At 68.1% G+C, this 23,860-nt stretch carries 19 protein-coding genes and 1 tRNA gene; 10 read left to right on the top strand and 10 right to left on the bottom strand.

From position 1 onward, the window contains the following. From mutL to Q9Q79_RS13995, 4 genes are all read right to left on the bottom strand, one after another. Nucleotides 1-1,905, bottom strand: a complete 1,905-nt coding sequence (mutL, locus tag Q9Q79_RS13980) for a DNA mismatch repair endonuclease MutL (RefSeq protein WP_005410394.1) — start codon at nt 1,903-1,905, stop codon at nt 1-3. Between the two features lie 166 nt (nt 1,906-2,071). Continuing rightward, a complete protein-coding gene (locus Q9Q79_RS13985) occupies nt 2,072-3,628 on the bottom strand; it encodes an N-acetylmuramoyl-L-alanine amidase (RefSeq protein ID WP_049397337.1) in 1,557 nt (518 codons plus the stop codon). A gap of 82 nt (nt 3,629-3,710) precedes the next feature. Continuing rightward, complete coding sequence (tsaE, locus tag Q9Q79_RS13990; RefSeq protein ID WP_005410396.1) at nt 3,711-4,193, bottom strand: tRNA (adenosine(37)-N6)-threonylcarbamoyltransferase complex ATPase subunit type 1 TsaE; 483 nt, start codon at nt 4,191-4,193, stop codon at nt 3,711-3,713. Next, a complete protein-coding gene (locus Q9Q79_RS13995; protein WP_049397335.1) occupies nt 4,190-5,674 on the bottom strand; it encodes an NAD(P)H-hydrate dehydratase in 1,485 nt (494 codons plus the stop codon). Before Q9Q79_RS13995 ends, tsaE begins: the two co-directional genes overlap by 4 nt. A gap of 23 nt (nt 5,675-5,697) precedes the next feature. On the opposite strand from Q9Q79_RS13995, the gene queG reads away from it, so the two are divergent. Then, nucleotides 5,698-6,792 carry a tRNA epoxyqueuosine(34) reductase QueG gene (queG, locus tag Q9Q79_RS14000; RefSeq protein WP_286243822.1) on the top strand — a complete coding sequence of 365 codons (1,095 nt, stop codon included), beginning with the start codon at nt 5,698-5,700 and terminating at the stop codon, nt 6,790-6,792. A gap of 44 nt (nt 6,793-6,836) precedes the next feature. Next, nucleotides 6,837-8,168 carry an exodeoxyribonuclease VII large subunit gene (gene xseA, locus Q9Q79_RS14005; protein WP_005410399.1) on the top strand — a complete coding sequence of 444 codons (1,332 nt, stop codon included), beginning with the start codon at nt 6,837-6,839 and terminating at the stop codon, nt 8,166-8,168. 540 nt (nt 8,169-8,708) lie between these two features. Here the strand turns inward: xseA and Q9Q79_RS14010 are convergent. Both Q9Q79_RS14010 and Q9Q79_RS14015 read right to left on the bottom strand, forming a co-directional pair. Beyond that, the gene (locus Q9Q79_RS14010; RefSeq protein ID WP_201864031.1) at nt 8,709-9,605 is read right to left on the bottom strand and encodes a M48 family metallopeptidase; all 897 of its coding nucleotides are present in this window, start codon (nt 9,603-9,605) and stop codon (nt 8,709-8,711) included. 88 nt (nt 9,606-9,693) lie between these two features. After that, nucleotides 9,694-11,586: a formylglycine-generating enzyme family protein gene (locus tag Q9Q79_RS14015; RefSeq protein ID WP_201864029.1), complete on the bottom strand. Its 1,893-nt coding sequence runs from the start codon at nt 11,584-11,586 to the stop codon at nt 9,694-9,696. Nucleotides 11,587-11,670: 84 nt separating this feature from the next. On the opposite strand from Q9Q79_RS14015, the gene rnd reads away from it, so the two are divergent. The 3 genes from rnd to Q9Q79_RS14030 all read left to right on the top strand — a co-directional run bounded on the left by rnd (nt 11,671) and on the right by Q9Q79_RS14030 (nt 15,364). After that, complete coding sequence (rnd, locus tag Q9Q79_RS14020; RefSeq protein ID WP_059034936.1) at nt 11,671-12,750, top strand: ribonuclease D; 1,080 nt, start codon at nt 11,671-11,673, stop codon at nt 12,748-12,750. Nucleotides 12,751-12,818: 68 nt separating this feature from the next. Continuing rightward, a complete protein-coding gene (locus tag Q9Q79_RS14025) occupies nt 12,819-13,046 on the top strand; it encodes a hypothetical protein (protein WP_232092418.1) in 228 nt (75 codons plus the stop codon). A gap of 245 nt (nt 13,047-13,291) precedes the next feature. Next, nucleotides 13,292-15,364: a DUF4034 domain-containing protein gene (locus Q9Q79_RS14030; protein ID WP_201864027.1), complete on the top strand. Its 2,073-nt coding sequence runs from the start codon at nt 13,292-13,294 to the stop codon at nt 15,362-15,364. A gap of 88 nt (nt 15,365-15,452) precedes the next feature. Here the strand turns inward: Q9Q79_RS14030 and Q9Q79_RS14035 are convergent, their stop codons facing one another. Beyond that, nucleotides 15,453-17,783, bottom strand: a complete 2,331-nt coding sequence (locus tag Q9Q79_RS14035) for a TonB-dependent receptor (protein WP_049395557.1) — start codon at nt 17,781-17,783, stop codon at nt 15,453-15,455. Between the two features lie 208 nt (nt 17,784-17,991). Then, on the bottom strand, nt 17,992-18,573 hold the full coding sequence (locus Q9Q79_RS14040) for a TetR/AcrR family transcriptional regulator (RefSeq protein ID WP_049437387.1): 582 nt from the start codon (nt 18,571-18,573) through the stop codon (nt 17,992-17,994). A 101-nt stretch (nt 18,574-18,674) separates the two neighbouring features. On the opposite strand from Q9Q79_RS14040, the gene Q9Q79_RS14045 reads away from it, so the two are divergent. The 4 genes from Q9Q79_RS14045 to Q9Q79_RS14060 all read left to right on the top strand — a co-directional run bounded on the left by Q9Q79_RS14045 (nt 18,675) and on the right by Q9Q79_RS14060 (nt 21,731). Then, a complete protein-coding gene (locus Q9Q79_RS14045; protein ID WP_049429325.1) occupies nt 18,675-19,730 on the top strand; it encodes a sugar phosphate isomerase/epimerase family protein in 1,056 nt (351 codons plus the stop codon). 21 nt (nt 19,731-19,751) lie between these two features. Beyond that, a complete protein-coding gene (locus Q9Q79_RS14050; protein WP_099490305.1) occupies nt 19,752-20,645 on the top strand; it encodes an alpha/beta hydrolase in 894 nt (297 codons plus the stop codon). After that, complete coding sequence (locus tag Q9Q79_RS14055; RefSeq protein WP_099490304.1) at nt 20,635-21,561, top strand: alpha/beta hydrolase; 927 nt, start codon at nt 20,635-20,637, stop codon at nt 21,559-21,561. Before Q9Q79_RS14050 ends, Q9Q79_RS14055 begins: the two co-directional genes overlap by 11 nt. 94 nt (nt 21,562-21,655) lie before the next feature. Next, nucleotides 21,656-21,731, top strand: a tRNA-Ala gene (locus tag Q9Q79_RS14060). Nucleotides 21,732-21,792: 61 nt separating this feature from the next. On the opposite strand, the gene Q9Q79_RS14065 is transcribed toward Q9Q79_RS14060, so the two are convergent. Beyond that, nucleotides 21,793-21,966: a hypothetical protein gene (locus Q9Q79_RS14065; RefSeq protein WP_181501403.1), complete on the bottom strand. Its 174-nt coding sequence runs from the start codon at nt 21,964-21,966 to the stop codon at nt 21,793-21,795. 104 nt (nt 21,967-22,070) lie between these two features. After that, nucleotides 22,071-22,832: an SDR family oxidoreductase gene (locus Q9Q79_RS14070; RefSeq protein WP_049395563.1), complete on the bottom strand. Its 762-nt coding sequence runs from the start codon at nt 22,830-22,832 to the stop codon at nt 22,071-22,073. 132 nt (nt 22,833-22,964) lie between these two features. Between Q9Q79_RS14070 and Q9Q79_RS14075 the strand changes: the two genes are divergently transcribed. Then, the gene (locus Q9Q79_RS14075) at nt 22,965-23,807 is read left to right on the top strand and encodes a methylated-DNA--[protein]-cysteine S-methyltransferase (protein ID WP_049395564.1); all 843 of its coding nucleotides are present in this window, start codon (nt 22,965-22,967) and stop codon (nt 23,805-23,807) included. Nucleotides 23,808-23,860 lie beyond the last annotated feature (53 nt).

The raw sequence follows: 23,860 nt of genomic DNA on the forward strand, positions 1-23,860 counted from the left end.
TCAACGTCCGCGCAGGAACCAGCGGTCGATCTCCGCCAGCGAAAAACGGGCCCAGGTCGGCCGGCCGTGGTTGCACTGGCCAGACCGTTCGGTGATTTCCATGTCGCGCAGCAGCGCGTTCATTTCCGGCACGGTCAGGCGCCGGTTGGCACGCACCGCACCGTGACAGGCCATTGTCGACAGCAGTTCGTCACGTGCGCTGGCCACGCGGCGGCTCTGGCCGTGCTCGCGCAGGTCGGTCAGCACATCGCGCAGCAGCCCCTCCGGTTCGGCATGCGCCAACAGCGCTGGAATACTGCGCACGTGCAGCGATCCGGGACCGGCACGGGTCACCTCGAAGCCGAGCGCCGCCAACGTTTCGGCTTCACTTTCGGCGGTGTCGGCTTCGCGCTCGCCCACGGCGAGTGTGATCGGCACCAGCAGCGGCTGCGACTGCAGGCCGATACCATCGTGCGCGTTCTTCAGGCGCTCGTAGCCGATGCGCTCGTGCGCGGCATGCATGTCGACCACGATCAGGCCTTCTGCGTTCTCGGCCAGGATGTAGATGCCGTGCAGCTGCGCGATCGCGTAGCCCAGCGGCGGTACGCCGGCGTCGGCACTGGTCACCGGCAGTCCGTTCTCGGTCGGCATCGGCGGCAGCGCAGCACCGCGTTCGGCACCGGCCGGCGCGGCATACAGCGCGGCATAGGCCGCCGGTGCATCGGCCACCTGCAGTCCAAGGGGCTGCTGCGGGCGCCAGCCGGAAAAACCACCACCACCGCCACCCGAGCCGGCACCGGGCGCAGGTCCACGCGCCAGCCCGAAACCCGATGCGCCCGCGCTCGATGTCATCGGTGCAGCAGCGGCGTCCACCGGATGCACCGGACCCGCACCGATCTCCTGCGCCGACATGCCGGCGCGGGTATCAGCCAGCGCGTCCTTCAGCGTGCGGTAGACGAAATCGTGCACCAGCCGCGAATCACGGAAGCGAACCTCGTGCTTGGCCGGGTGCACGTTGACGTCAACGCGGGTCGGGTCGAGCTCGAGGAACAGCACATAGGCTGGCTGGCGGCCGTGGTACAGCACATCGCCGTAAGCCATCTTCACCGCATGGGCGACGCTGCGGTCGCGCACCGAACGGCCGTTGACGTACAGGTACTGCTGGTCGGCGCTGGCGCGCGAATAATGCGGCTGCGCGATCCAGCCGTGCAGGCGCAGGCCGGCACCACTGTGGTCAACGCGCACGGCCTGGTTGGCGAAATCCTCGCCCAGCGTTTCGGCCAGGCGCGCATCGGAATACAGATCGCCCGGCTTGTAGCGGCGCGAGGCCTTGCCGTTGTGCGACACGCGCAGCTCGACATCCGGTCGCGCAAGCGCCAGCGAACGCAACCACTCTTCGATATGGCCCAGTTCGGTACGCTCGGCGCGCAGGAACTTGCGCCGCGCCGGTACGTTGTAGAACAGCTCGCGCACTTCCACCGTGGTGCCCGGTGCATGCGCACGTGGCGTCACTTCGCCGATCTTGCCGCCTTCGATCTGCAGTGCCGAACCGTGTTCGTCATGCGCGCGACGCGAGGACAGGGTAAAGCGGCTGACCGAGGCGATCGACGGCAGCGCTTCGCCACGGAACCCGAGCGTGGCCACCGATTCGAGGTCGTCCAGATCGGCGATCTTGCTGGTGGCGTGGCGCGAGACCGCCAGCGGCAGCTGTTCCGGCGCGATGCCACTGCCATTGTCGCGGATGCGGATCAGGCGGACACCACCCTCTTCAAGATCGATATCAACGCGGCTGGCACCGGCATCGATCGCGTTCTCGACCAGCTCCTTGACCACTGACGCAGGACGTTCGACCACTTCGCCGGCGGCGATCTGGTTGATCAGGATTTCCGGCAACGGCCGGATCGGGCGCGGTCCGGGCGCGCTCATGGGAGAGGATGGGCAGCAGACTTCATGGGTTGATGATAGCGGAGCCGCCCCGTGTAGAGTCGACTGTCAGTCGACTGCCCTCCGCCGGGCGGCGAAAACCCCGCGCTGCGCGCGTAGTCGACTGACAGTCGACGCTACAGAAAGCAGCAACCTGCCTTCGGCGGGGTTACTTGCTGCCGCCGGCCATGGTCCCGGCAGCGTCGATCTCGGCCTGGGCACGGGCTGCGTACAGCGTGCCCGGCGGTGGCTGGCGGCTGAAGAAGGTGTGCACGCCATCGAGCACGGCGCCGGCGATCTTGCGCTGGTAGGCCGGGTCGATCAGGCGGCGCTCTTCGTCCGGGTTGGAGATGAACGCGGTTTCCACCAGCATCGCCGGCATGTCCGAGGTGCGCAGCACGGCGAAGTTCGCACGTTCGATGTTCGGCTTGTGGTTGTTGCCGATCCGCTTCAGGCCGCCCAGCACGTGGCCGGCGGCATCTTCAGACGCCTTCATGTAACCGCTCTGGGCAAGGTCCAGCAGCACGTTGGCAAGCGTGCCTTCGGTCTGCTGCAGGCGCACGCCACCCACCAGGTCGGCCGCGTTTTCCTTGTCCGCCAGCCAGCGGGCGCGCTGCGAAGAGGCGCCCTTGGTCGACAGCACGTATACCGACGAACCAGTGGCCGAACGGTTTTCGGCCGCGTCGGCATGGATCGAAATGAAGATGTCGGCCTTGTTTGCACGTGCCTTCTGCGCACGCATCGGCAGCGGGATGAACACGTCGCTGTCGCGGGTCAGATAGGCCTTCAGGCCCGGCGTCGCATTGACCTGGCGGGCCAGCTCACGCGCCACCGCCAGGGTGACATCCTTTTCGCGCTTGCCGGTCGGGCCGATCGCGCCGGGATCCTGGCCACCGTGGCCGGGATCGATGGCGACCACCAGATGACGCATGCCGGCCTGCATGCGGATGCGCGAGGCATCGCTGGGCATGGCCGGGCGCGGCGGTTCCACCGGCGTCGGCGCCGGCACGGTAGCCGGCGGCGTGGTCACCACGGCGGCGGTGCGCTGGCCGGCCAGGATCGCGGCCGGCGAGGAAGAAGGTGAGCTGCTGGCCACGGTACCGGCCGCCGCAACCTGGGCCGGCGCGGTGGACGGCGCCGGGGTCGGCGTGGCCGGTGTGGCGGCAGTGGCACTGGCCTGCTGCCGCACCTGCGCGGTCAGCAGCGCGGTCGCACGTGCGGCATCGGAACGCGACTGTGCGCTTTCAGCCGGGGTCGGCGCGGGCGTGGCCACCGGTGCCTGCGGCTGCACCGCCGGCGTTACTGCAGGACGGCTGGCGGCCACGGCCGGGCCATCGCCCGGCCATTCGATCACCAGCTTTGATTCATTGCCCTCGCGCTGCATCTGCGGGCGGAACGGCGCCACCGATTCAGCGAGGTCGAAAACGACACGGAAGGTGCCCGGCACCGGCTGTCCGGTACGCACCGCCGTGACCACGCCCTGCGCAGCCGGCATCTTCAGGTTGCGTATGGCGCTGGAGTCAGGGAAGTCGACCACCAGACGGTTCGGACCGGCCAGAGAAAGCGTCTTGTAGCCGCCACTGCCGACCAGCGAGATCTCGGCACGGGTGCCGGTGGCGCCGGTATTCAGCAGGACCTGGCGGACTTCACCGGCCCACGCGCTGACGCTCGCCAGACCCAGTCCGACGGCGGCACAGATAGCGATGAGACGGTTCCCCAGGCGCATGGCTCAGGATTCAATCACCGCGCTGAACGGAATGCAACACCTTTTTCCTTAATAATCCGTAACCTGCCGGTCTTTGTTCTCGTCAGCCGACAGAAATGGCCTGCAAGTCGCCCCCTTGCGGAAGCCGCTTCAGCCACTCATGTCCGACGTCGCTGGCTCCGGTGAGACGGGCGCGACGCCCCTGCCCCTCGATCTCCAACGCCACCACCAGGTCGGTCGGCGGCAGCGCGCCAGCGCCGCGTTCCGGCCATTCCACCAGCCACAACACCGCGCTGCCCTCGTCCAGGCCCAGGAAATCGAGTTCGCCGGCCTGGCCGATCCGGTACAGGTCCAGGTGCCAGGCCTCGCCACCGCTGGCCAGCGGATAGCGCTCGACCAGGGTGTAAGTGGGGCTGCGGATCGCGCCCTGCACGCCCAGCGCGCGCAGCAGTGCGCGTGCGGTGGTGGATTTGCCGGCGCCCAGGTCGCCGCGCAGTTCGATCAGCGCCTGCGGCGGTCGGGTCGCCGCCAGCCATTGCCCGAGCAGTTCGGTGGCATCGCTGTCGGCAAGGAAGAATTCAGTCATGAAGAGCGTTCCGGGTTGGCCAGTTGCCGGAGCGGCACCAGCAGATCAGTGGGAAGCATGCCGCGCGCGCCGTCGGCGGCCGCAGCGTCGCCGGCGAGCGCGTGCAGCAGTGCGCCAGCGGCGGCAGCGTCGAAGGCGGCCAGGCCCTGCGCGCGCAGGCTGGCAATGATGCCGGTGAGCAGGTCGCCCATGCCCCCCACGGCCATGCCGGGGTTGCCTGCAGCAATCAGCCGTGGCACCTGCCCGGGCGCCGTCACGACGCTGCCCGCGCCCTTCAGCACCACCACGGCGTGGAATCGCTCGGCCAACGCCTGCGCACAGCGGTAGCGATCGGCCTGGATGTCAGTGGTACTGCAGTCGAGCAGACGCGCGGCCTCGCCCGGATGTGGCGTAAGGATCGCCTCCGGCAGCGCGCGCGGATCCTGCGCCAGCAGATTCAGTGCATCGGCATCAACCACCAGCGGTTTGTCGCTGTCCAGCACCTGCGCAAACATTGCGCGTGCCCATTCGTCCTGGCCCAGGCCGGGGCCGATCGCCACCACCCTGGCCTTGTCCAGCAACGCCGGCAGCACATCGCCATCTTCAAGCGCATGGGTCATCGCCTCGGGAAGCCGAGCCAGCAACGGGCCGACGTGATCGCGCCGGGTGGCCAGGCTCAACAGTCCCGCGCCGGCACGCAGTGCCGCTTCGGCCGCCATCGCGATGGCCCCGCCGCTGCCATGGTTGCCGCCGACGCACAGCACATGCCCGGATTCGCCCTTGTGGGTATTAGCACGACGCGGCGGCAGCAGTGCCGGCAAGCGAGCCTGGGTCCAGTGCTCTGCGGCGGGTGACACGCCCTGCCATGCGGCCGTGGGTAGCTGCAGCGGCGCCAACGCCTTCCGCCCGCAATGATCCAGCGCATCGCCGGTATACAGCCCGCGATGCGGCACGATGAACTGCAGGGTCAAAGCAGCCTTCACCGCCTCGCCCGGTACGGCGCCCTGGTCGGCATCGACGCCACTGGGGACGTCCAGCGCCAGAACCGGTGCCGTCTGCGCGTTGAGGGCGGCGATCAGCGCCTGCGCCGCGCCTTCCGGCGCGCGATCGAAGCCCAGACCGAACAGGGCATCAACCCAGATATCGGCCTCGGGCAGCGCGCCGTCGAAATCAGTGATGGTGCCGCCGTCGGACGTGAATTCCGATGCTGCACGCTGTGCCAGCGACGTCGCCGGTGGCTTGCCCGGCAAGGCGATCACCGCCACCGCGCGCCCGGCCTTCCGTGCGTGGCGGGCCAGCACCAGGCCGTCGCCGCCGTTGTTGCCTGCTCCGACCACCACGCCGATACGCTGCGCCTGCGGCCAATGCTGCAGCAGGCACTGCCAGGCGGCCTGGCCGGCCTGCGCCATCAGGCCCCAACCGCCCTCGGCGGCCAGCGCCGAGGCCTGCGCATCAAGCGCACGCGCGGCAGCGGAATCGAACAGATCGGCAAGGTTGGCCATGCAGGGATTTTATACTGGTGCACATGTCCCCCGCCCCCGCCCCCGCCCCCGCCCCCGCCCCCGCCCCCGTCGATCCGGCCCAGGCCGTGCAGCGCATCCGCGCACTGGCCCGCGCGCATGGTTTCCAGCGCTGCGGCATCGCCGGCATCGAACTGGGCGAGGACGAGGCGCACCTGGCCGACTGGCTGGGCCAGGGCCTGTACGGCACGATGGACTGGATGGCGCGCCACGGCACCCTGCGTGCGCGCCCGGCCGAGCTGCTGCCCGGCACCGTACGGGTGATCTCGGTGGGCATGGACTACAGCCACAAGGACGACACCGAAGCCTGGGCAACCCTGGCCGACCCGGGCCGCGCCTACGTGGCCCGTTACGCCTTGGGCCGCGACTACCACAAGCTGATGCGCAACCGCCTGCAGAAGCTGGCCACGCAGATCAACGATGAAGTGGCACCGCTGGGCTACCGCGTGTTCGTCGATTCGGCGCCCGTGCTGGAACGCGCACTGGCGCGCAATGCCGGCCTGGGCTGGATCGGCAAGCACACCTGCCTGATCGACCGCCATGGCGGCTCCTGGTTCTTCATCGGCGAGATCTACATCGATATCCCGCTGCCGATCGATGCACCGGCCACGGCACACTGCGGCACCTGCACGCGCTGCATCGATGTCTGCCCGACCCAGGCCATTACCGGCCCGCAGCGGCTGGACGCGCGGCGCTGTATTTCCTACCTGACCATCGAGCACGACGGTGCCATCCCCGAAGACATGCGGCCGTTGATCGGCAACCGCATCTACGGCTGTGACGACTGCCAGCTGGTCTGCCCCTGGAACAAGTTCGCCAAGCGTACCGACGAAGCCGATTTCCGCGCGCGCAACAACCTCGACACTGCCCGTCTGGACCAGCTGTTTGCCTGGGACGAAGCTGAATTCCTGCGCCGTACCGAAGGCAGCCCGATCCGGCGCAGCGGCCATGAACGCTGGCTGCGCAACATCGCCGTGGCACTGGGCAATGCACCGTCCTCGGCCGAAGCGTTGGCCGCGTTGCATACCCGCGTCGATGATCCCTCGCCGCTGGTGCGTGAACACGTGCAGTGGGCGCTGGGCCAGCACACGGTGCGCTGACGTGCGATCCTGAGCCCCCGTTCCGCCCGCAGCACGCCGTTCCCATGCAGCCACGCAACAACGACATCCTCACCCCCAGCCAGCTCAACACCCTGGCCCGCGACCTGCTGGAAGGCAGCTTCCCGGCGATCTGGGTCGAGGCCGAACTGGGCAGCGTGGCGCGTCCCGCCTCCGGGCATCTGTATTTCACCCTGAAGGATGCGCGTGCGCAGCTGCGCGCGGCAATGTTCCGGATGAAGGCGCAGTACCTGAAGTTCGTGCCGCGCGAAGGCATGCGCGTGCTGGTGCGCGGCAAGGTGACCCTGTACGACGCCCGTGGCGAGTACCAGATGGTGCTGGACCACATGGAGGAAGCCGGCGAAGGCGCGCTGCGCCGCGCGTTCGAAGAGCTGAAGGCACGCCTGGAGGCCGAAGGCCTGTTCGACCCGGCACGCAAACGGCCGCTGCCGGCGCACGTGCAGCGCCTGGCGGTGATCACCTCGCCCACCGGCGCCGCCGTGCGCGACGTGCTGAGCGTGCTCGGCCGCCGCTTCCCGCTGCTGGAGGTCGACCTGCTGCCGACCCTGGTGCAGGGCAGCAGCGCCGCTGCACAGATCACCCGGCTGTTGCAGGCTGCCGACGCCAGTGGCCGCTATGACGTGATCCTGTTGACCCGCGGCGGCGGCTCGCTGGAAGACCTGTGGGCGTTCAATGACGAAGCCCTGGCCCGTGCGATCGCCGCCAGCCGCACGCCGGTGGTATCGGCGGTGGGCCATGAAACCGACTTCAGCCTCAGCGACTTCGCCGCCGACCTGCGCGCACCGACGCCATCGGTGGCGGCCGAACTGCTGGTCCCGGACCAGCGCGAACTGGCGCTGCGCCTGCGCCGTACGGCCGCGCGCATGGTGCAGCTGCAACGGCATGCGATGCAGCAGGCGATGCAGCGTGCCGACCGCGCCCTGCTGCGCCTGAACGCACAGAGCCCTCAGGCGCGGCTGGACCTGTTGCGCCGCCGCCAGCTCGATCTGGGCCGGCGCCTGCATGCGGTCTTCAACCAGCAGCAGGAGCGCCGTGCCGCACGCCTGCGCCATGCGGCCGCGGTACTGCGCGGGCACCATCCGCAACGCCAGCTCGACGCGATGCAGCGCCGCCTCGCCGCCCTGCGCGGGCGGCCGCAGGCAGCGATGCAGCGTCTGCTGGAGCGCGATGCACTGCGACTGCGCGGACTGGCGCGTTCACTGGAAGCGGTCAGCCCGTTGGCCACCGTGGCCCGTGGCTACAGCATCCTGACCCGCACTGACGATGGCACGCTGGTACGAAAGGTCGACCAGGTGCAGCCAGGTGACGCGCTGCAGGCCCGCGTTGGCGACGGCGTGATCGACGTGCAGGTCAAGTAAAGGGGGGGGCGGCAGGGCTGCGCCCTGCACCTGCAGAGGCTTCAAGCAACGGCCGAAGCAACAGCCAAAGCGGCTCTGGATTGCTGATGGTTTGGCGGGGCGGTGTGGCTGTGCAGGACACGCCGTAAACCCATCCCTGGGGGCTCGATGGCGCCATCCATGGCGCCAACGGTCCTGCACAGCCACACCGCCCCACCCTCGACAGTTTCCCGATGACGGTCGGTAGATCCACGCCATGCGTGGATGAATCTCTGTCAGATATCGAATCAATTCGGGGTCAGATCCGTTTTCCGTAGGAAAACGGATCTGACCCCACGCCATTCCGACAGATCGCGAGAATCTGTCGAAGGCGGGGTGGGTCCGGTTGCGGGAGTGTCCGCGGCATGGATGCCGCGGCCAAGCCTACACGGACGTACTTGCGGCGCCTCCCGCAACCGGACCCACCCCGCCATCCCACGGAATGCACGCTGTTGCTGTTGCTGCTGCCGGCCAGCGGCCGGCACTACCGCGGGTGCAGGGCTGCAAGCCCTGCCGCCCCCCTTACTTTGCCTGCTCGCAGAATTTCTGCCGGTACTCGAGCGCCTTCGGCATCAGCGCCTGCAGGTTCTGGATGCGGGTGCCCGGGTTCGGGTGGGTGGAGGCAAACTCCGGTGGCGACTGGCCGCCGCTGGCCTGGCCCATGCGCTGCCACAGCGGCACCGCCTCGCGGGGATCGAAGCACGCCGCTGCGGCCAGCATCAGCCCCACTTCATCCGCCTGTGTCTCGTGGCTGCGCGCATACGGCAGCAGATACCCATAGCCCATCGCCGACATCATCATCTGTTGCTGATGCGCATCCATGCCGCTGGCGGCGCCGGCCACCTGCCCGATCTGGGTCAGCTTCTGCTGGGCCATGCGCTGTGCACCATGGCGCAGCAGCGCATGGGCGATCTCATGCCCCATCACCACCGCCATCGCATCGCGGGTGCGTGCTACCGGCACCAACCCGGTGTAGACCGCCATCTTGCCGCCCGGCAGGCAGAACGCATTGGCCTGGTCGGACGGAATCACATTCACTTCCCACTGGAAATCCCGCGCGAAATGCGCCGGCTGCACGCCGTGCTCCTGGGCCAGCGCGGTCTCCACCACATCGACCTTGGCAATCAGGCGCTGGGCGATATCGCGCACGTCGCGCGCGATCGGTGCATTGGGGTCCATCGGCCGTTCCTGCGACAGGATCTGCTGGTAGGCCTGCAGCCCCAGCGCGGTTTCCTGGCGCGCGTCCAGGCTGCTGTCGATCATCACCTTCTCGCCGGTGTACGGATCGACCGTGCGGTTGGAGAACCAGTAGAACAGCGCATAGCCGGCGGCCAGCAGCAGCACCCACCAGCGGATGTTGCCGAACAGGCCACGCCGCTGTGGGCCTTGCGACGAGCGGGAGAAGGGATCGTTGCGCATCGGGGGACTTCCTGCTGGCCCCGCCGGCTGGCGGGCACGGCGCAATCTTAGTGCGCCGCTGCCCGCAGCGGGTGAAGCCGGGTGCCGCTCAGATGCCGCGCACCAGGCGGAAGCCGATGCGGGCGTTGGTGGTATCCGAATCCTGGGATTGCCGCCAGGCCGCGCGGGTCTGCTCGGGGGCATTGGCCCAGTTGCCACCGCGGATCACCCGCGACCGGCAGCCCGGGTTGAACCAGGCGACGCCATCGGACGGTGCGCGGCGGTAGCTGGCATGCCAGCAGTCGGCCACCCATTCGCTGAGGTTGCCGCCCATGTCGTGCAGACCGAAGGCATTGGCCTGGAAGCTGGCCACCGGCGCCGGCCCCCACCAGCCATCGCCGTACCCGATAAACGCGTTGTGCCAGTGCCGTCCCGAAGGCGAAACGTCCTTGCTGCCGGTGAAGTTGCCGCTGCCTGGCGGCGGCACGCCGGCATCGCCCCACGGATAGCGGCCACTGCTGCCAGCGCGCAGCGCGTACTCGAACTCGGCTTCGCTGGGCAGCCGGTAGCTGCGGCCAGTCTGCTCGGACAGCCACGCTGCATAATTCTCGGCATCACGCACACTGACGTGCATCACCGGCGAGTTGCCCAGCGCGCGACCGCCGTCGTAGTCGGAACGCCAGTCCACGCCGCTGCGGCGGATGAAATTGCCGCTGCGTTCGTCGTAGACCACCGAATGGCCACGCCGGGTCGCGCGCGGGCGCGCATTGGAGGCTTTCACGTAGCGCTCGAAATCGCTGACGGTGATCTCGGTGATCGCCATGGCAAAGCCGCGATCGAAGCGCACGTAGTGCGACGGACGCTCGGCATCACTCGAGCCCGGCTCGGCATCGCCTGCACCCATCTGGAAGCCACCGTGGGGCACCACCACCATCTGCGGTCCGCGCCCCCCATCGCGCATCGCATCACTGAACACCTGTCCCGGCCGGAAGCTCCCGTAATGGGTGGCCAGGTCGATGCGCTCGCGAAGCTGTCCCACCACTGCATCACCCGGCAGAGCGATGCGAAGCGCCTCGGCCAGCTTCTCGCGCGCCGGCTTCAGGCCTTGTGGCGTGGCAAGGTCACGCAGTCCGTCATCACGCAGCTGCAGCAGCGTGGCGGCGCGGATCTGCTCGATGCGTTCGAAGGCATCGGCGATCGTCGGTGACGAATCGCGCACTTTGCTGGCTTCGGCCAGCCAGGTACCCGCACTGGCAAAATCGCGCGCCCGAGCAGCCTGTTCGGCACGGCGGATCAACCCGCTCTCGGCTGCGGCCAGGCCCTGCCGTGCGCGGCTGTTGTCTTCATCCAGCGCCAGCGCTTCACGGAAGTTGCCGATGGCACCGTCGCCATCCTCACCGATACGGTCCGAGCGCAGGTCCTCCTCGCCAGCACGGTTGTAGGCCACCACCCGTTGCGCCAGCTCCGCCCGCGCCTGCAGCGCACGCACCTGCTCGTCCTTCGGCGACAGGGTCAGCAACACCAGTGCCTGGCGGCTGGCCTCGGCCAGCGCCTCGCGCTGCTTCAGCGGCCGCACCAGCAGGGCATCGACCAGCTGCTGCAGTCGCTGGCGGGCACGCTGCAGGCCCAGCCGGGCCTGGCGGTCATCCGGGTCTTCTTCCTGCACCGCCAGCCACAGCGGAATGGCGGCATCCGCATCTTCATAGAGCCGGCCTTCAGCGAACGCCTGCTCGGCGGCGCGCCGCAACTGGGCAAGGCTGCGGCCCTGGCGGTCCACCCGTGGCGGCGTCCACTGCTGTACGTCCTCAGCGGCATCTTCACCGGCGATGGTCACGCTGCCCTGCCCGGCCTGCGAACTGGCATTGGCGCCGGTGTCGGCGCCCTCGGCCGCGCGCGCCTCTTCGCTGGCGGCCCGTTCCGCCGGCGCGGACGGCGACGGCGTGCAGCCGGCCAGGGCCACGGCCAGGGCGGTGCACAACACGGGCGACAACGGAAAACGCAAGCAGAGCCTCCTTCGGCACAGACGCGGACCGACGTTAGGCTATTCTCCCCTGCCTGAGCAAACCCGAGTAGTAGGCCCTGACCCGTGGCAACCTGGATCACCACCCCCGCCGAGCTGGATGCGTACTTCCAGCAGCGCCCGACCCGCATCGGCCTGGACACCGAATTCATCCGTGAACGCACCTTCTGGCCGCAGCTGGCCCTGGTGCAGATGGCGGTCGGGCAGGACATCCTGCTCATCGACCCGCTGATTCCCGGCATGACCGAGGCGCTTGCGCATTGGCTGGCCGATGAATCCATCACCAAGGTAATGCACAGCGCCAGCGAAGACCTGGTTGCCTTCAAGTGGGCCTGCGGCGTGCTGCCGCGACCGCTGTTCGACACCCAGATCGGGGCGTCGCTGGCCGGCATCGGCGGCGGCATGGGCTACCAGAAGCTGGTGGCGGAGATCACCGGAGTGGCGCTGGCCAAGGGCGAGACCCGCTCGGACTGGATGCGCCGCCCGCTGTCCGAGTCGCAGCTGCAGTACGCCGCCGACGATGTCGAGCACCTGTTCGCACTGCACGACGCCATTGATGCCAGGCTGCAGGCGCTGGGCCGCCAGCAGTGGTTGCACGACGATGGCGAGCGCCTGCTGGCCAGCGTCGCCAACGATGAAGATCGCTGGCCGCACCTGGCGATGCGCTCGGCACAGTTCCTCGATGCCTCCGCGCAGCACCGCCTGTTGCGCCTGCTGCGCTGGCGTGATGTGCAGGCACGCAGCAGCGACCGCCCGCGAAGCTGGATCCTGGACAACGAACTGGCCGCCACTCTGGCGCGCACGCCTCCGGCCGACGAGGCAGCGCTGGGCAAGCTGTTCGAGCAGTTCCCAAAGGCACCGCGCAAACTGGCCGGCGCCGTGTGGCAGGCGCTGTCCACGCCGCTGGCCGACGAAGCCGACGCGCCGCTGGCGCTGCCGGCCAACGACAGCAACAAGCAGGCGCTGAAGAAACTGCAGGATGCCGTGGCCGAACGCAGCCGCGAACTGGGACTGCCAGATGGCATCCTTGCCTCGCGCAAGCACCTGGAAAGCTATCTGGAACGTCGCCAGTGGCCCGCCGCACTGGCCGGCTGGCGCCAGCAGGAACTGGAGTCGCGCCTGCAGGCGCTGCTGCCGGGGAACTAGCAACCCGCATCGGCCGCCTCACGGGGCGGCCCTGCCAATGCTCGACAAGGACATTGCTGCGTGCCTGCATGGCCCTCTTCCTGCATGTCACGATGGATGATCGGCTCGCTGCTGCTGGCCAGCAGCACCCCTGCATGGATCGCAGCAGCCAGCTCAACGCCTACGCGGCATTGACGGGCGGGCTGGATCTGGCCCGTTCGGTTCACTACCTCGCGCTTTCGGCACGCCTGATCGAACAGGCCCCCGCTGCCAGCGAGCAGGACAAGCTCGAACCCTGGCTGCATCCGCACGCCTGATGCACGGCTATTTCCCGGAATCGAGGCGTAGAGACAGGGCCAGGGCACACTCGCCTACCGGCCCGAGCTGCTGCTTGCCTTTCCGCTGCACATGGACGATCCCAACGCGAACGCCTGTTCCGGGTGACGGGATTCACCTTCAAGCCTCCTGCTGAATGCCACCGGCACGGCAGCCGCATGTCCTGCTTGCCGCCTCTAACGACCGCGCTTCTAATGTCCAGCCTCGTACTCGCCGGATTGCAGCAATGACAAACGGATTTGCAAAAGACGGGCTTTCCCCCGAAGACCTTGCCTGGCGCGTGCAGGCGCGCACTGCGCTGCAGGAACGGCGCTATGCCGAACTGGATGCGTTGCTTGCTCCACATGAGCTGGCCTGGCTGCAGGGAGAGAATGCGCTGCCCGGCATCCGCTGGCGGCTGCGCAACCTGCACGACGCTACGGTGACGCTGGAAGCCCGCCTGCAACAGGCCCAGCAGTGGGCCTCGGCCGCCCCCGGCAGCTACTACGCCTGGCTTTGCCTGGGCGCCTGCTGGCAGGACGCTGCCGGCGAACTGCGCAGCGCCGATGTTGCCGCACTGGTCGAAGACAGCCAGTGGCTGGCGGCGCAGCTGGCCCGCGACCATGCCGTGCACGCCTACCTGCAGGCGATGCCGCTGTCGCCACGACCTGCGTTGGCGCTGGATGGCATCAAGCGCATCACCAGCTACCTGCGCGAACCGAACTGGCTGCGTGCGCTGCAGGCCGGGCAGCCCGCCGCATCCGATGACGCCACGCTGGCCGAGCACTACCCTCAAGCCTGGCCAAAGGCATTGCAGCTGCTGTCGCGCTTCGGCACGCCGTTGCAGACGCTGCCGGATACGCTGCCCCCGTTGCTGCGCGAGCGCAGCCAGGACGATTTCGACGCACCACTGGCGTACTGGATGCGCCTGGTGCTGGAGCAGCGCCCGGACGATCTGGCCACGCTGGAAGACACCCTGTACTTCCTGTACCCGCGCTGGGGCGGCAGCCATGAGACGATGGAGAACTTCATCGAGGGTGGCTGGTGCCGTGGCCTGGAACTGGCGCAGAGCAACGCGCTGCGGTGGCACAAGGAGCAGGACTGGATGGGCGATCTGCCCCACCGTGAGGATGCTGAGGCCGTGGCCGCGCACGAGCGCGCCTACACGCAGATCCTCGACTGGCACCTGGACCGCCACCTGCGCGCGCAGGTGCTGGCCCAGCGCGCCGGGCTGCGCTACCGGCTTGGCCGCGTTGAAGACAGCGAAGGCGTCGTGCAGTGGGATCCGGACCACATGCAGGCGGTGCTTGAAGATCTGCAGCAGGCATGGACCTTGGACCGCGATGTGGTCCTGCATGAGGGGCTCAGCAACCTGGAGGCCTGCACCTGGTTCGCCCATGTCGACGGTGCCGAAGCACTGTTCGCACAGGTGGTGGACTATGCCGCGCGCGAAGGCGATTCGGCGATCGGCCTGCTCTGGGCCGCCACCGCCATCGAGCATGGCCTGCTCGGCCAGGCCAGCGACCCGACACGCGCCAGTGTCCTGCTGCAGCGCGCGTTGAAGCTTGCGCAGCAGGACGACACCTCGGCGGTGACGTTCGCCGCCAATCTGTTCTGTGATGTTTCGCAAGCCGCAGGCCTGTCGCTGCTGCAGCGCATGGCGGACGATGGCGACGCCGGCGCGATGTCGGCGCTGTGCGACCTGTACAAGGGCCGCCTCGGTGGCCGCGACCAACCGCAGTTCGCCGATGTGGAAAAGGCCGCCTACTGGCAGGAGCGTGCGGTGGAAGGCGGCGACCTGATCGCCACCTACAACCTGGCCGTACGCCTCGTCGCCGCAGGCGGCGCGGAGAATGAAGCGCGTGCGCGCGAGCTGTACCTGCGCTGCCTGGATGAGGCCGAGGCCGGCGAGCGCGTGTGGGGCCCAACCTGCCGCAACCTGGCCTGCCTGGCATTCGATGGCCGGAACGACGCGCACAAGCGCGAAGCGGTCGAACGCGCCTTGATTCCACTGTGGTGGCGCGGCGACGACGACGACAAGCTGTGGGCTGCCGGCTATCTGGCCGACATCTACCACTTCGGTAACGGCGTCCCGGCCAATGCATTCCTCGCTCTGACCTGGCTGCAGCGTGCCAGCGAGATCGATCCGGAGTATGTGGACGTGGTACGCATGGCACCGCTGATCAACGGCGAAGGCCGCTGGTTCGGTGCCAGCCGCGCACGCAAGCAGCAGGAACAGGACCGGCAGCAGGTGGACAGCGCCACTTGGGCCCTGACCTTCGGCCAGCGCAGCCAGGACAGCAACCTCACTGCAGTCTGAAGCAACGAAAAGGGCGGCCCGGATCACCGGGCCGCCCTTTGCATTCCAGCAGTGCGATGGCGGGATGCCCCGCCATCGCGACAGCGCATTACCAGTTCATGTTCAGCGAGACACCGACGGTACGCGGTTCGTTGTAGACCGCGGCCATGTAGTTCTCGATCACGCCCTTGAGGTTCTTCTCATTGGTGATGTTGCGCGCGAACAGCGCCACTTCGTAGGCACCGTAGTTGCCCGAGTAGCCGATCTTCAGGCCACCCTCGAAGTCACCCTTGGAGTTGAACTCCTTGCTGTCGTACAGCACGAAGCTGGTGTAACCCTGCTTGTTCCAGTCGGTGGACACGAACATGGTGCCCGCGTCGCTGACCGGGAAGTCGTAGCGGGCGGCTAGGTTGACGTTGTACTTCGGCGCGTTCGGCAGCGGGTTGCCGTCGATCTGGGCGAAGGTGTTGGCACCGACCTTGATGGTCGGGTCACCGACGGTGCAGACCACCTGGCCGTTGAGGCCGCAGACCTGCGCATACACGCGCTTGTCCTTGATCTCGCTGTGCAGCAGGCTCAGGCCGGCGCTCAGGGTCAGGTTCGGGATCGGGCGCAGCTCCATGTCCGCTTCGAAACCGTAGGCCTTGGCCTTGTCGGCATTGAACAGCACGCCATTGCCGTCCGAATCGTTGCCGTTGAGCTGGATGTCGTTGACGGTGTAGGTGAACGCGGTAGCGTTCAGGCGCAGGCGGTTGTCCCACAGGCTGCTCTTCACACCCGCTTCCCAGGACAGGATGGTCTCGGAATCGGCGGTGGTGAAATCGGCGTTGAACACCGCCGAACGCCCCTGGATGGTCGGGCCGCGGAAGCCACGCGCGACCTTGGCGTAGACGCTCACGTCCGGCGTGATCTGATACATCGCGCTCAGATCCCAGCTCGGGGTGGTGTCGGACATCCTGACGTCGGTGCGGCCCTTGTAGGTGACCACGCCAGCGGCAGTGTCAGCGGTCTTCAGCAGGCGGGTGTGCTTTTCGTCCTTGGTCTGGCGCAGGCCGGCGGTGACAGTGAACTTGTCGGTGAAGGCGTAGCTCAGCTGGCCGAAACCGGCCCACGAGGTGTTCTTGTTGCGCAGGCGCACCCAGTTGTTCGGATTGCGGGCCGCGCCCTGCAGGAACCACGCGCGCTGGTAGAAGTCGGTGGTGTCGCTGCCGTTGAAGTAGAACGCACCGGCCTGCCACTGCAGGGCGCTGTCATCATGGCTGGCCAGGCGGAATTCCTGGGTCCACTGGTCCAGGTCACGGATGCGGCCCATCGACTGGCCGTAGCCGTTCGGCACGCCGTTGACCGGGAAGTTCACCGCGGCGCCGCCGTCGGTGTCGCCGCGGCTGTAGCCGGAGGTGGTTTCGTAGGCGGTGATCGAGGTGAAGTCGATCGCGCCGAAGTCATAACGCGCCTTCACCGAACCGCCGTAGGTCTTGTAGGCCTGCGGGTTGTTGTCGGCTTCGTCGTAGGCGACCTTGTCACGCGGCACGTCGGTCTTGTTCGAGCCCTTGGTCAGCGCACCGCGCAGGAACAGGGTCGAGGTGCCCTCGTAATCACGGGCGTGGGCCGAGGCCAGGATCGAGAACTGGTCGCTCGGGGTCAGCAGCAGCTGCGCGCGTACGTTGCGGTCATCGAAGCCGCCCATGGCGTTCTTCTTTGGGCTGACCGTGCCGTCGGCGCTCGGGCCGCGGTAGGTGTTGTCGACGTAGTCGTCGCGGTGCTGGTACAGGGCCGACACGCGGAACGAGGCGATGTCGTTGATCGGGCCGCCGAAGCCGCCGTCGATCGACACGCTGTTATAGGTCGCATAGCTGGCACTGACGCGGCCGGTGTAATCCTGGGTCGGCTTCAGGGTGTCGAACTTGACGATGCCGGCGGTGGTGTTGCGGCCGAACAGCGAACCCTGCGGGCCGCGCAGCACTTCCACCTGGTCGACGTCATAGACCGGGTTGGACTTCAGCACCACGTGCTCCAGCACCACGTCGTCCTGGATGATCGACACCGGCTGCGAGGCACCCAGGTAGAAGTCGATGTTGCCCAGGCCACGGATGTAGAAGCGCGGGAAGATGCGGCCGGTGGTGGTTTCCGCATACAGGCTCGGCACGCGGCCGGACAGCGCCAGCAGGGTGTCATCGCCGCCGGCGGTGAAGTCGCGCATGCGCTCGCCCTGCACCACGCCCACCGAGACCGGCACTTCCTGCAGGTTCTGCTCGCGGTGTTCGGCGGTCACGGTGATCGTGTCCAGCCCGGTCGGGGTCGGCGCGCTGTCCTGCGCGGCGGCACCGAAGCTGCCGACCAGAGCCAGGCCGGCACAGGCCAGGGCCAGCGGATGGCGGCGGAAGGAAACGAAGGAAGACGACATACCCGACAGGCGGCGGGAATCGGAATGGGAGGGCATGAAATGCTCTGAGGAGGCGTCCGTGCGGCCTGCGCGAGCCGGGCGGCAAAAGGGAGGAGAACTGCGCAAGCCGCCATTATCCCCCAAATTGTTACGATTTCGTTGCGCGACCTCCAAGCCCGGCGAAACCAGCGGTTTCGGCACAGTCAGCCAGCACCGCCTGGGGTCAGATCCGTTTCCCAAGGGAGAACGGATCTGACCCCGGATCTCAGGGCAACGGGGTCAACGCGACATCGACCATCGCCAGCAGGCGCTCGCGGCTGATGCCGTCACGCGCCTGCACCGAGATGCCATGCAGCACCGTGGCGAAGTGGTCACCCAGCGCCTGCACCGCCGCGTCGTCGGCCAGCTCACCCTCGGCCTGCGCCTGCTGCAGCCGCGCGATGATCGCCGCCGTGCGCTGGCGACGATGGCTGGCCAGCCAGTCCCGCACGCCCTCGCCATCAGGCGAAACGCTGCTGGCCGAGGACACCACCAGGCAGCCATGCGGACGCCCACGGCGGGTGTAGGTCAGCACCGCCTCGCGCAGCATGGACCCGATCGCCTCGCGCAGCGTGGCCTGCTCCAGCGCGCGCGGCGCGAAACCACCCTCGCCCTCTTCGTACAGCGCAACGGCTTCGCGGAACAGCTGCTCCTTGCTGCCGAACGCGGCGTAGATGCGTGCAGAGGCAATGCCCAGCGTTTCGACCAGTGCCGACATCGACGTGCCTTCGTAGCCGTGCTGCCAGAACAGCAGCATCGCCTTGCGCAACGCCTGGTCCCTGTCGAATTCGCGCGGTCGCCCTGCCATCTGCCTGCCTGCTCCAGTGAGGCGCGCAGTGTAACGCGGGTGTTGACCATCGCGAGGGTCGCGCCTATTCTTTGTCGACCGACAAATAATTGGAGCAACACATGCAGACCCTCAAGGGCCCCAGCCTGCACCTGGCGCAGTTCGCCGGCGACCAGGCCCCGTTCAACTCACTTGCCAGCATTGCCGAGTGGGCCGCTGGCCACGGTTTCAAGGCACTGCAGATCCCGGCCTGGGATGCACGCCTGTTCGACCTGGCCACCGCTGCCGACAGCCAGGACTACTGCGACGACATCCGCGGCACCCTGGCTGAGCACGGCCTGCAGGTCAGCGAGCTCACCACCCACATCCTCGGCCAGCTGGTGGCCGTGCATCCGGCCTACGATGAACTCTGCGATGGCTTCGCGCCGGAAGCACTGCGCGGCAACCCGAAGGCGCGCAGCGAATGGGCGCAGCAGCAACTGCACCTGGCCGCCCGTGCCTCCCGCCGGCTGGGCCTGCAGGACATGGGCACCTTCTCCGGCTCCTTCGCCTGGCCGTATCTGTTCCCGTTCCCGCAGCGCCCGCCGGGCCTGATCGATGCCGCCTTCGACGAACTCGCGCGCCGCTGGCGGCCGATCCTCGATACCTGCGAGGACAACGGCATCAACCTCTGTTACGAGATCCATCCCAGCGAAGACCTGCATGACGGCACCAGCTTCGAGCGATTCTTCGAGCGAGTCGGCCAGCACCAGCGCTGCCGCATCCTGTTCGATCCCAGCCACTTCGTGCTGCAGCAGCTGGACTACCTGGAGTACCTGGACATCTATCACCCGCTGATCCGCATGTTCCATGTCAAGGATGCGGAGTTCCGTCCCAGCGGCCGCCAGGGCATCTATGGCGGCTACGCCGACTGGACCGAACGGGCCGGTCGCTTCCGCTCGCTGGGCGATGGCCAGGTCGACTTCAAGTCGATCTTCTCCAAGCTGGCCCAGTACGACTACCAGGGGTGGGCGACGCTGGAGTGGGAGTGCTGCCTGAAGGACCAGGAAGCCGGTGCACGCGAAGGCGCTGCATTCATCCGCGACCACATCATTCCGGTCACCGACAAGATCTTCGACGACTTCGCCGGTGCTCCGATCAGCACCGCGCAGATGCAGCACATGCTCGGCATCGCCTGAGCCCCCACGGAGCACTCCCCCATGACCCCTTCCCTTCCCGCTGGCGCTGCCGGCGACGACGCCCTGCGCCACCACTACCTGCGCATCGATGGCCAGCGCGTGCATTGCGTCTCCGCCGGCCACGGCGAACCGGTGCTGTTGATTCCCGGCTGGCCGCAGACCTGGTATGCCTGGCGCCATGTGCTGCACGCCCTGGCCCAGGCCGGTTTCGAAGCCATCGCGGTTGATCCGCCGGGCATCGGCGAATCTGACCGCCCTGCCCACGGCTACGACACCGGCAGTGCCGCCGCCGTCCTGCACCAGACCATGCGGGCGCTGGGCCACGAGCGCTACCAGGTGGTCGGCCATGACATCGGCATGTGGATCGCCTATGCACTGGCCAGCGACCAGCCGCAGGCGGTGCGCCAACTGGCGGTCACCGAAGCGGTGATTCCCGGCCTGGCGCCGGAACCGGGCATCTTCGCCGCACCGGCCGACAACATCTTCCTCTGGCACTTCATGTTCAACCAGGTGGCCGATCTGCCCGAGGCGCTCATCAGCGGTCGCGAGCGCGCCTACCTGGAATTCATGTTCGACCGCTGGTCGTACCGCCGCGATGCGGTGGCCGCCGATACCTACATCGCCGCCTACAGCCGCCCCGGCGCACTGCGGGCCGGCTTCGCCTGGTACCGCGCGATTCCGGAAACCATCCGCCAGAACAAGGAACGTGCGCAGCGCCGGCTGGCGATGCCGGTGCTGGCCATCGGCGCCGAGCACGCCACCGCCGATGCGCCGATGCTGACCCTGCAACCGCATGCCGACAACGTGCGCGGCAGCATCGTGCCGGGCTGCGGCCACTTCATCATGGAAGAAGCGCCGCAGGCGTTCCTGGCGCAGCTGCTGCCGTTCCTGCAGGAGGCGCGCCATGCAGCTTGAACCCGCGCTGCAGCAGTTCGTCGATGCCGTCGCGGCCCATCCACTGCCGGACGACCTGCGCGAGCTGCGTGCGATCAGCGAGAGCGCGCTGCCTCAGCTGCAGGGCGCGCCGCAGCCGGTTGCGCATGTGATCGAGCATGCGGTGATCGCACGCGACGGCCACGCGTTGGAAGTGCGCCTTTACACACCGGAAGGGCTGCCCGATGGACCGGCACCGGCGTTGTTGTTCGCGCATGGCGGCGGATGGTTCCAGTGTTCGCTGGCGGTCTATGACGGCCCCTGCCGCGCGCTGGCCAATGCCAGCGGCTGCGTGATTGTCGCCGTGGGCTACCGGCTGGCGCCGGAGCATCCGTTCCCGCTGCCGCTGCACGACGTTGCCGATGCCTGGTCGTGGCTGCTGGCCAACGCGGTCAGCCTCGGACTGGACCCGCAACGGCTGGCAATCGGTGGCGACAGTGCCGGCGGCAATCTGGCAGCCGCCTGCTGCCTGCGGCTGCGCGATCTCGGCCTGCCGCAGCCACGCCACCAGTTGCTGCTGTACCCGGCACTGGATGCCGGCATGGGCAGCGACTCCTATCGCGAGTACGCCAGTGGCTACTACCTCAGCGCCGAACTGATGCAGCGTTGCTGGCAGGCCTATCTCGGTGATCCTGCCACACCGCCGGCACTGGCCTCGCCTGCCCATGCAACGGATCTGCATGGACTGGCACCAGCCTCGGTACTCAGCTGCGAGCACGACCCGCTGCGTGATGAGGCCGAACAGTACGCACGGCGGCTGCAGGCGGCAGGTGTCGACTGCACGCTCGAGCGGCTGCCGGGGATGATCCATGCCTGCATCCACCTGCACGCGGTCAGTGCCAGCACCGACGTGGCGGCACATTGTGCCGGCGCGCTGCTGCGCCGGGCCCTGTCCTGAACCGGTCAGGGGCGGTAGCCGACGCGGCGCGACCACCGTCCCGGCCCGGAGCTTGGCAAGCCCGGCAGGCAGCGCTACACTGAAACCCTGCCGTGGGGCCATAGCTCAGCTGGGAGAGCGCGTCGTTCGCAATGACGAGGTCAGGAGTTCGATCCTCCTTGGCTCCACCACTTTTCAGAAGAACCCGCAGATCCTCGCGATCTGCGGGTTTTTTCTTTTCCGGGTGCTGGCTCAGGCAGGCTCCTGGCCGCCATCCTTGCGCTGCGGGCTGCGCGAATGCGTATCGCGCACCTGTTGATCGCGCTGCCCCGGCCGCTGCCTGGCCACATCGTCCTGCTTCCTGTCCTGGCGGCTTTCCTGCACGCCCTGCTTCGGATCGTTCTGGCGGTTGCTGCGCACGTTCATCGAACACTCCCTCGCCGGCGGAAAGCCCGCGCTGGCCTCCACGCTAGAGACTGCCGGGTAAGCCGCAGGTCAACCTGCCGCCAACGCCGCGTGCAGCCGCGCACTCAGGTCCGCGTGATCGACACCCCACCCTCCACGCGCATCGCGGTACCGGTAACGAAACTGCTTTCATCGCTGGCCAGGAACAGCGCCGCGTTGGCGATCTCCTCCGGCTCGGCCATGCGCTTCAGTGCGTGCAGCGAGCGCACGAAGTCGCGCGCATCGCCGGTCGGTGCCGCCTGCCGGCCCATCTCGGTATCGGTGCCACCGGGCAGCAGCACGTTGCTGCGCACGCCGCGCGCACCGTATTCGGCGGCGATCACCTGGCTCAGGCCGATCAACCCGGCCTTGCTCGACGCATAGGCCGCCATGCCGGGGAAGCCCACGGTGTGGCCGACAAAAGTGCCAACAAACACCAGCGAGCCGCCGCCGCGCGCCAGCAGTGCCGGCAACTGCGCACGTGCGGCATGGAACGCGGCATCCAGATTGGTCGCCATCACCTCGCGCCAGGCGTCCACCGGGAACTCCGCTGCCGGCACGCCCGGCCCGAGCATGCCGGCATTGTTGAGCGCGATGTCCAGGCCACCAAATGACTGCCGGGCCAGATCGACCAGTGCCGGGGCCGTGGCCGGATCCGCCACGTCGGCGGCATGCACCACCACCTCGCCGCCGGCGGCACGGATCTGCTCGGCCAGCGCCTGCAGCGGCTCCGGCCGCCGTGCGTTGAGCACCAGCTTCGCCCCTTCGGCGGCGAAGCGCAGCGCGCTGGCGCGGCCGATGCCGGCGCTGGCTCCGGTGATGAGGGCGATCTTGTTGTTCAGGCGCATGGTGGCAGTACCGGTTGTGAAGTGGCCGCCACGATGCCGCGCCTCTCCCCTGCCGACACTCCGTTTCCGGGCCTGGCCCGTCGGTGCAGGAAACGGAGTTTCCGCAGAACCGGCACGTGCCAGAATCCGGCCATGGACAGTACCGCCACCACCGCCTTCGATGCCCGCGTCGAACGGGTCTGCCGCCACCTTCAGGCGAGCCTCGACGAACCTTCGCTGCAGGAGCTGGCCGACATCGCCGGCTGCAGCCCGACGCGCCTGCATCGTATGTTCAAGCAGGCCACCGGGCTGACCCCCAAGCAATACGCCGCCGCGCTGCGCGCCGACCGCCTGCGCACCGGACTGGAACAACAGGAGCGCATCACCGATGCCTTCCACGATGCCGGCTTCGGTTCCAGTGGGCGCTTCTACGAGAACGCACCGAAGTTGCTGGGCATGACGCCCAAGCAATGGCGCGCAGGTGGTCGCGGCGAAGTCATCCACTTCGCGCTTGCCGAAAGCTCACTGGGCAGCGTGCTGGTGGCCAGCAGTGCCACCGGCGTGGTTGCGATCCTGCTCGGCGACGATCCGGAGACACTGCTGCAGTCATTGCAGCAACGCTTCCGCCAGGCCGAACTGGTCGGTGCCGACCAGGGCTATGAGCAACTGGTGGCACAGGTGGTAGGCCTGGTCGAGGATCCTTCGCGCGGCGCCACGCTGCCGCTGGATATCCGCGGCACCGCGTTCCAGCAACGGGTGTGGCAGGCACTGCAGCAGATTCCGCGCGGGCAGACCGCCTCATATGCGGATGTCGCCGCGCGCATCGGCGCCCCGCGCTCGAGCCGTGCGGTGGCCCGCGCATGCGCGAGCAACCCGCTGGCGGTGGCGGTGCCCTGCCACCGCGTGGTGCGCCGCGACGGCGACCTGTCCGGCTATGCGTGGGGCGTAGCGCGCAAGCGCGAACTGCTGCGCCGGGAAAAGGCCTCGACTGCCTGAAGCAGGTGCCGACCTTGATCGGCACGCTCAGCTTCCGGTAGGTGCCGACCTTG

The organism is Stenotrophomonas sp. a6, assembly GCF_030913325.1.
Classification (GTDB): Bacteria; Pseudomonadota; Gammaproteobacteria; order Xanthomonadales; family Xanthomonadaceae; genus Stenotrophomonas; species Stenotrophomonas maltophilia.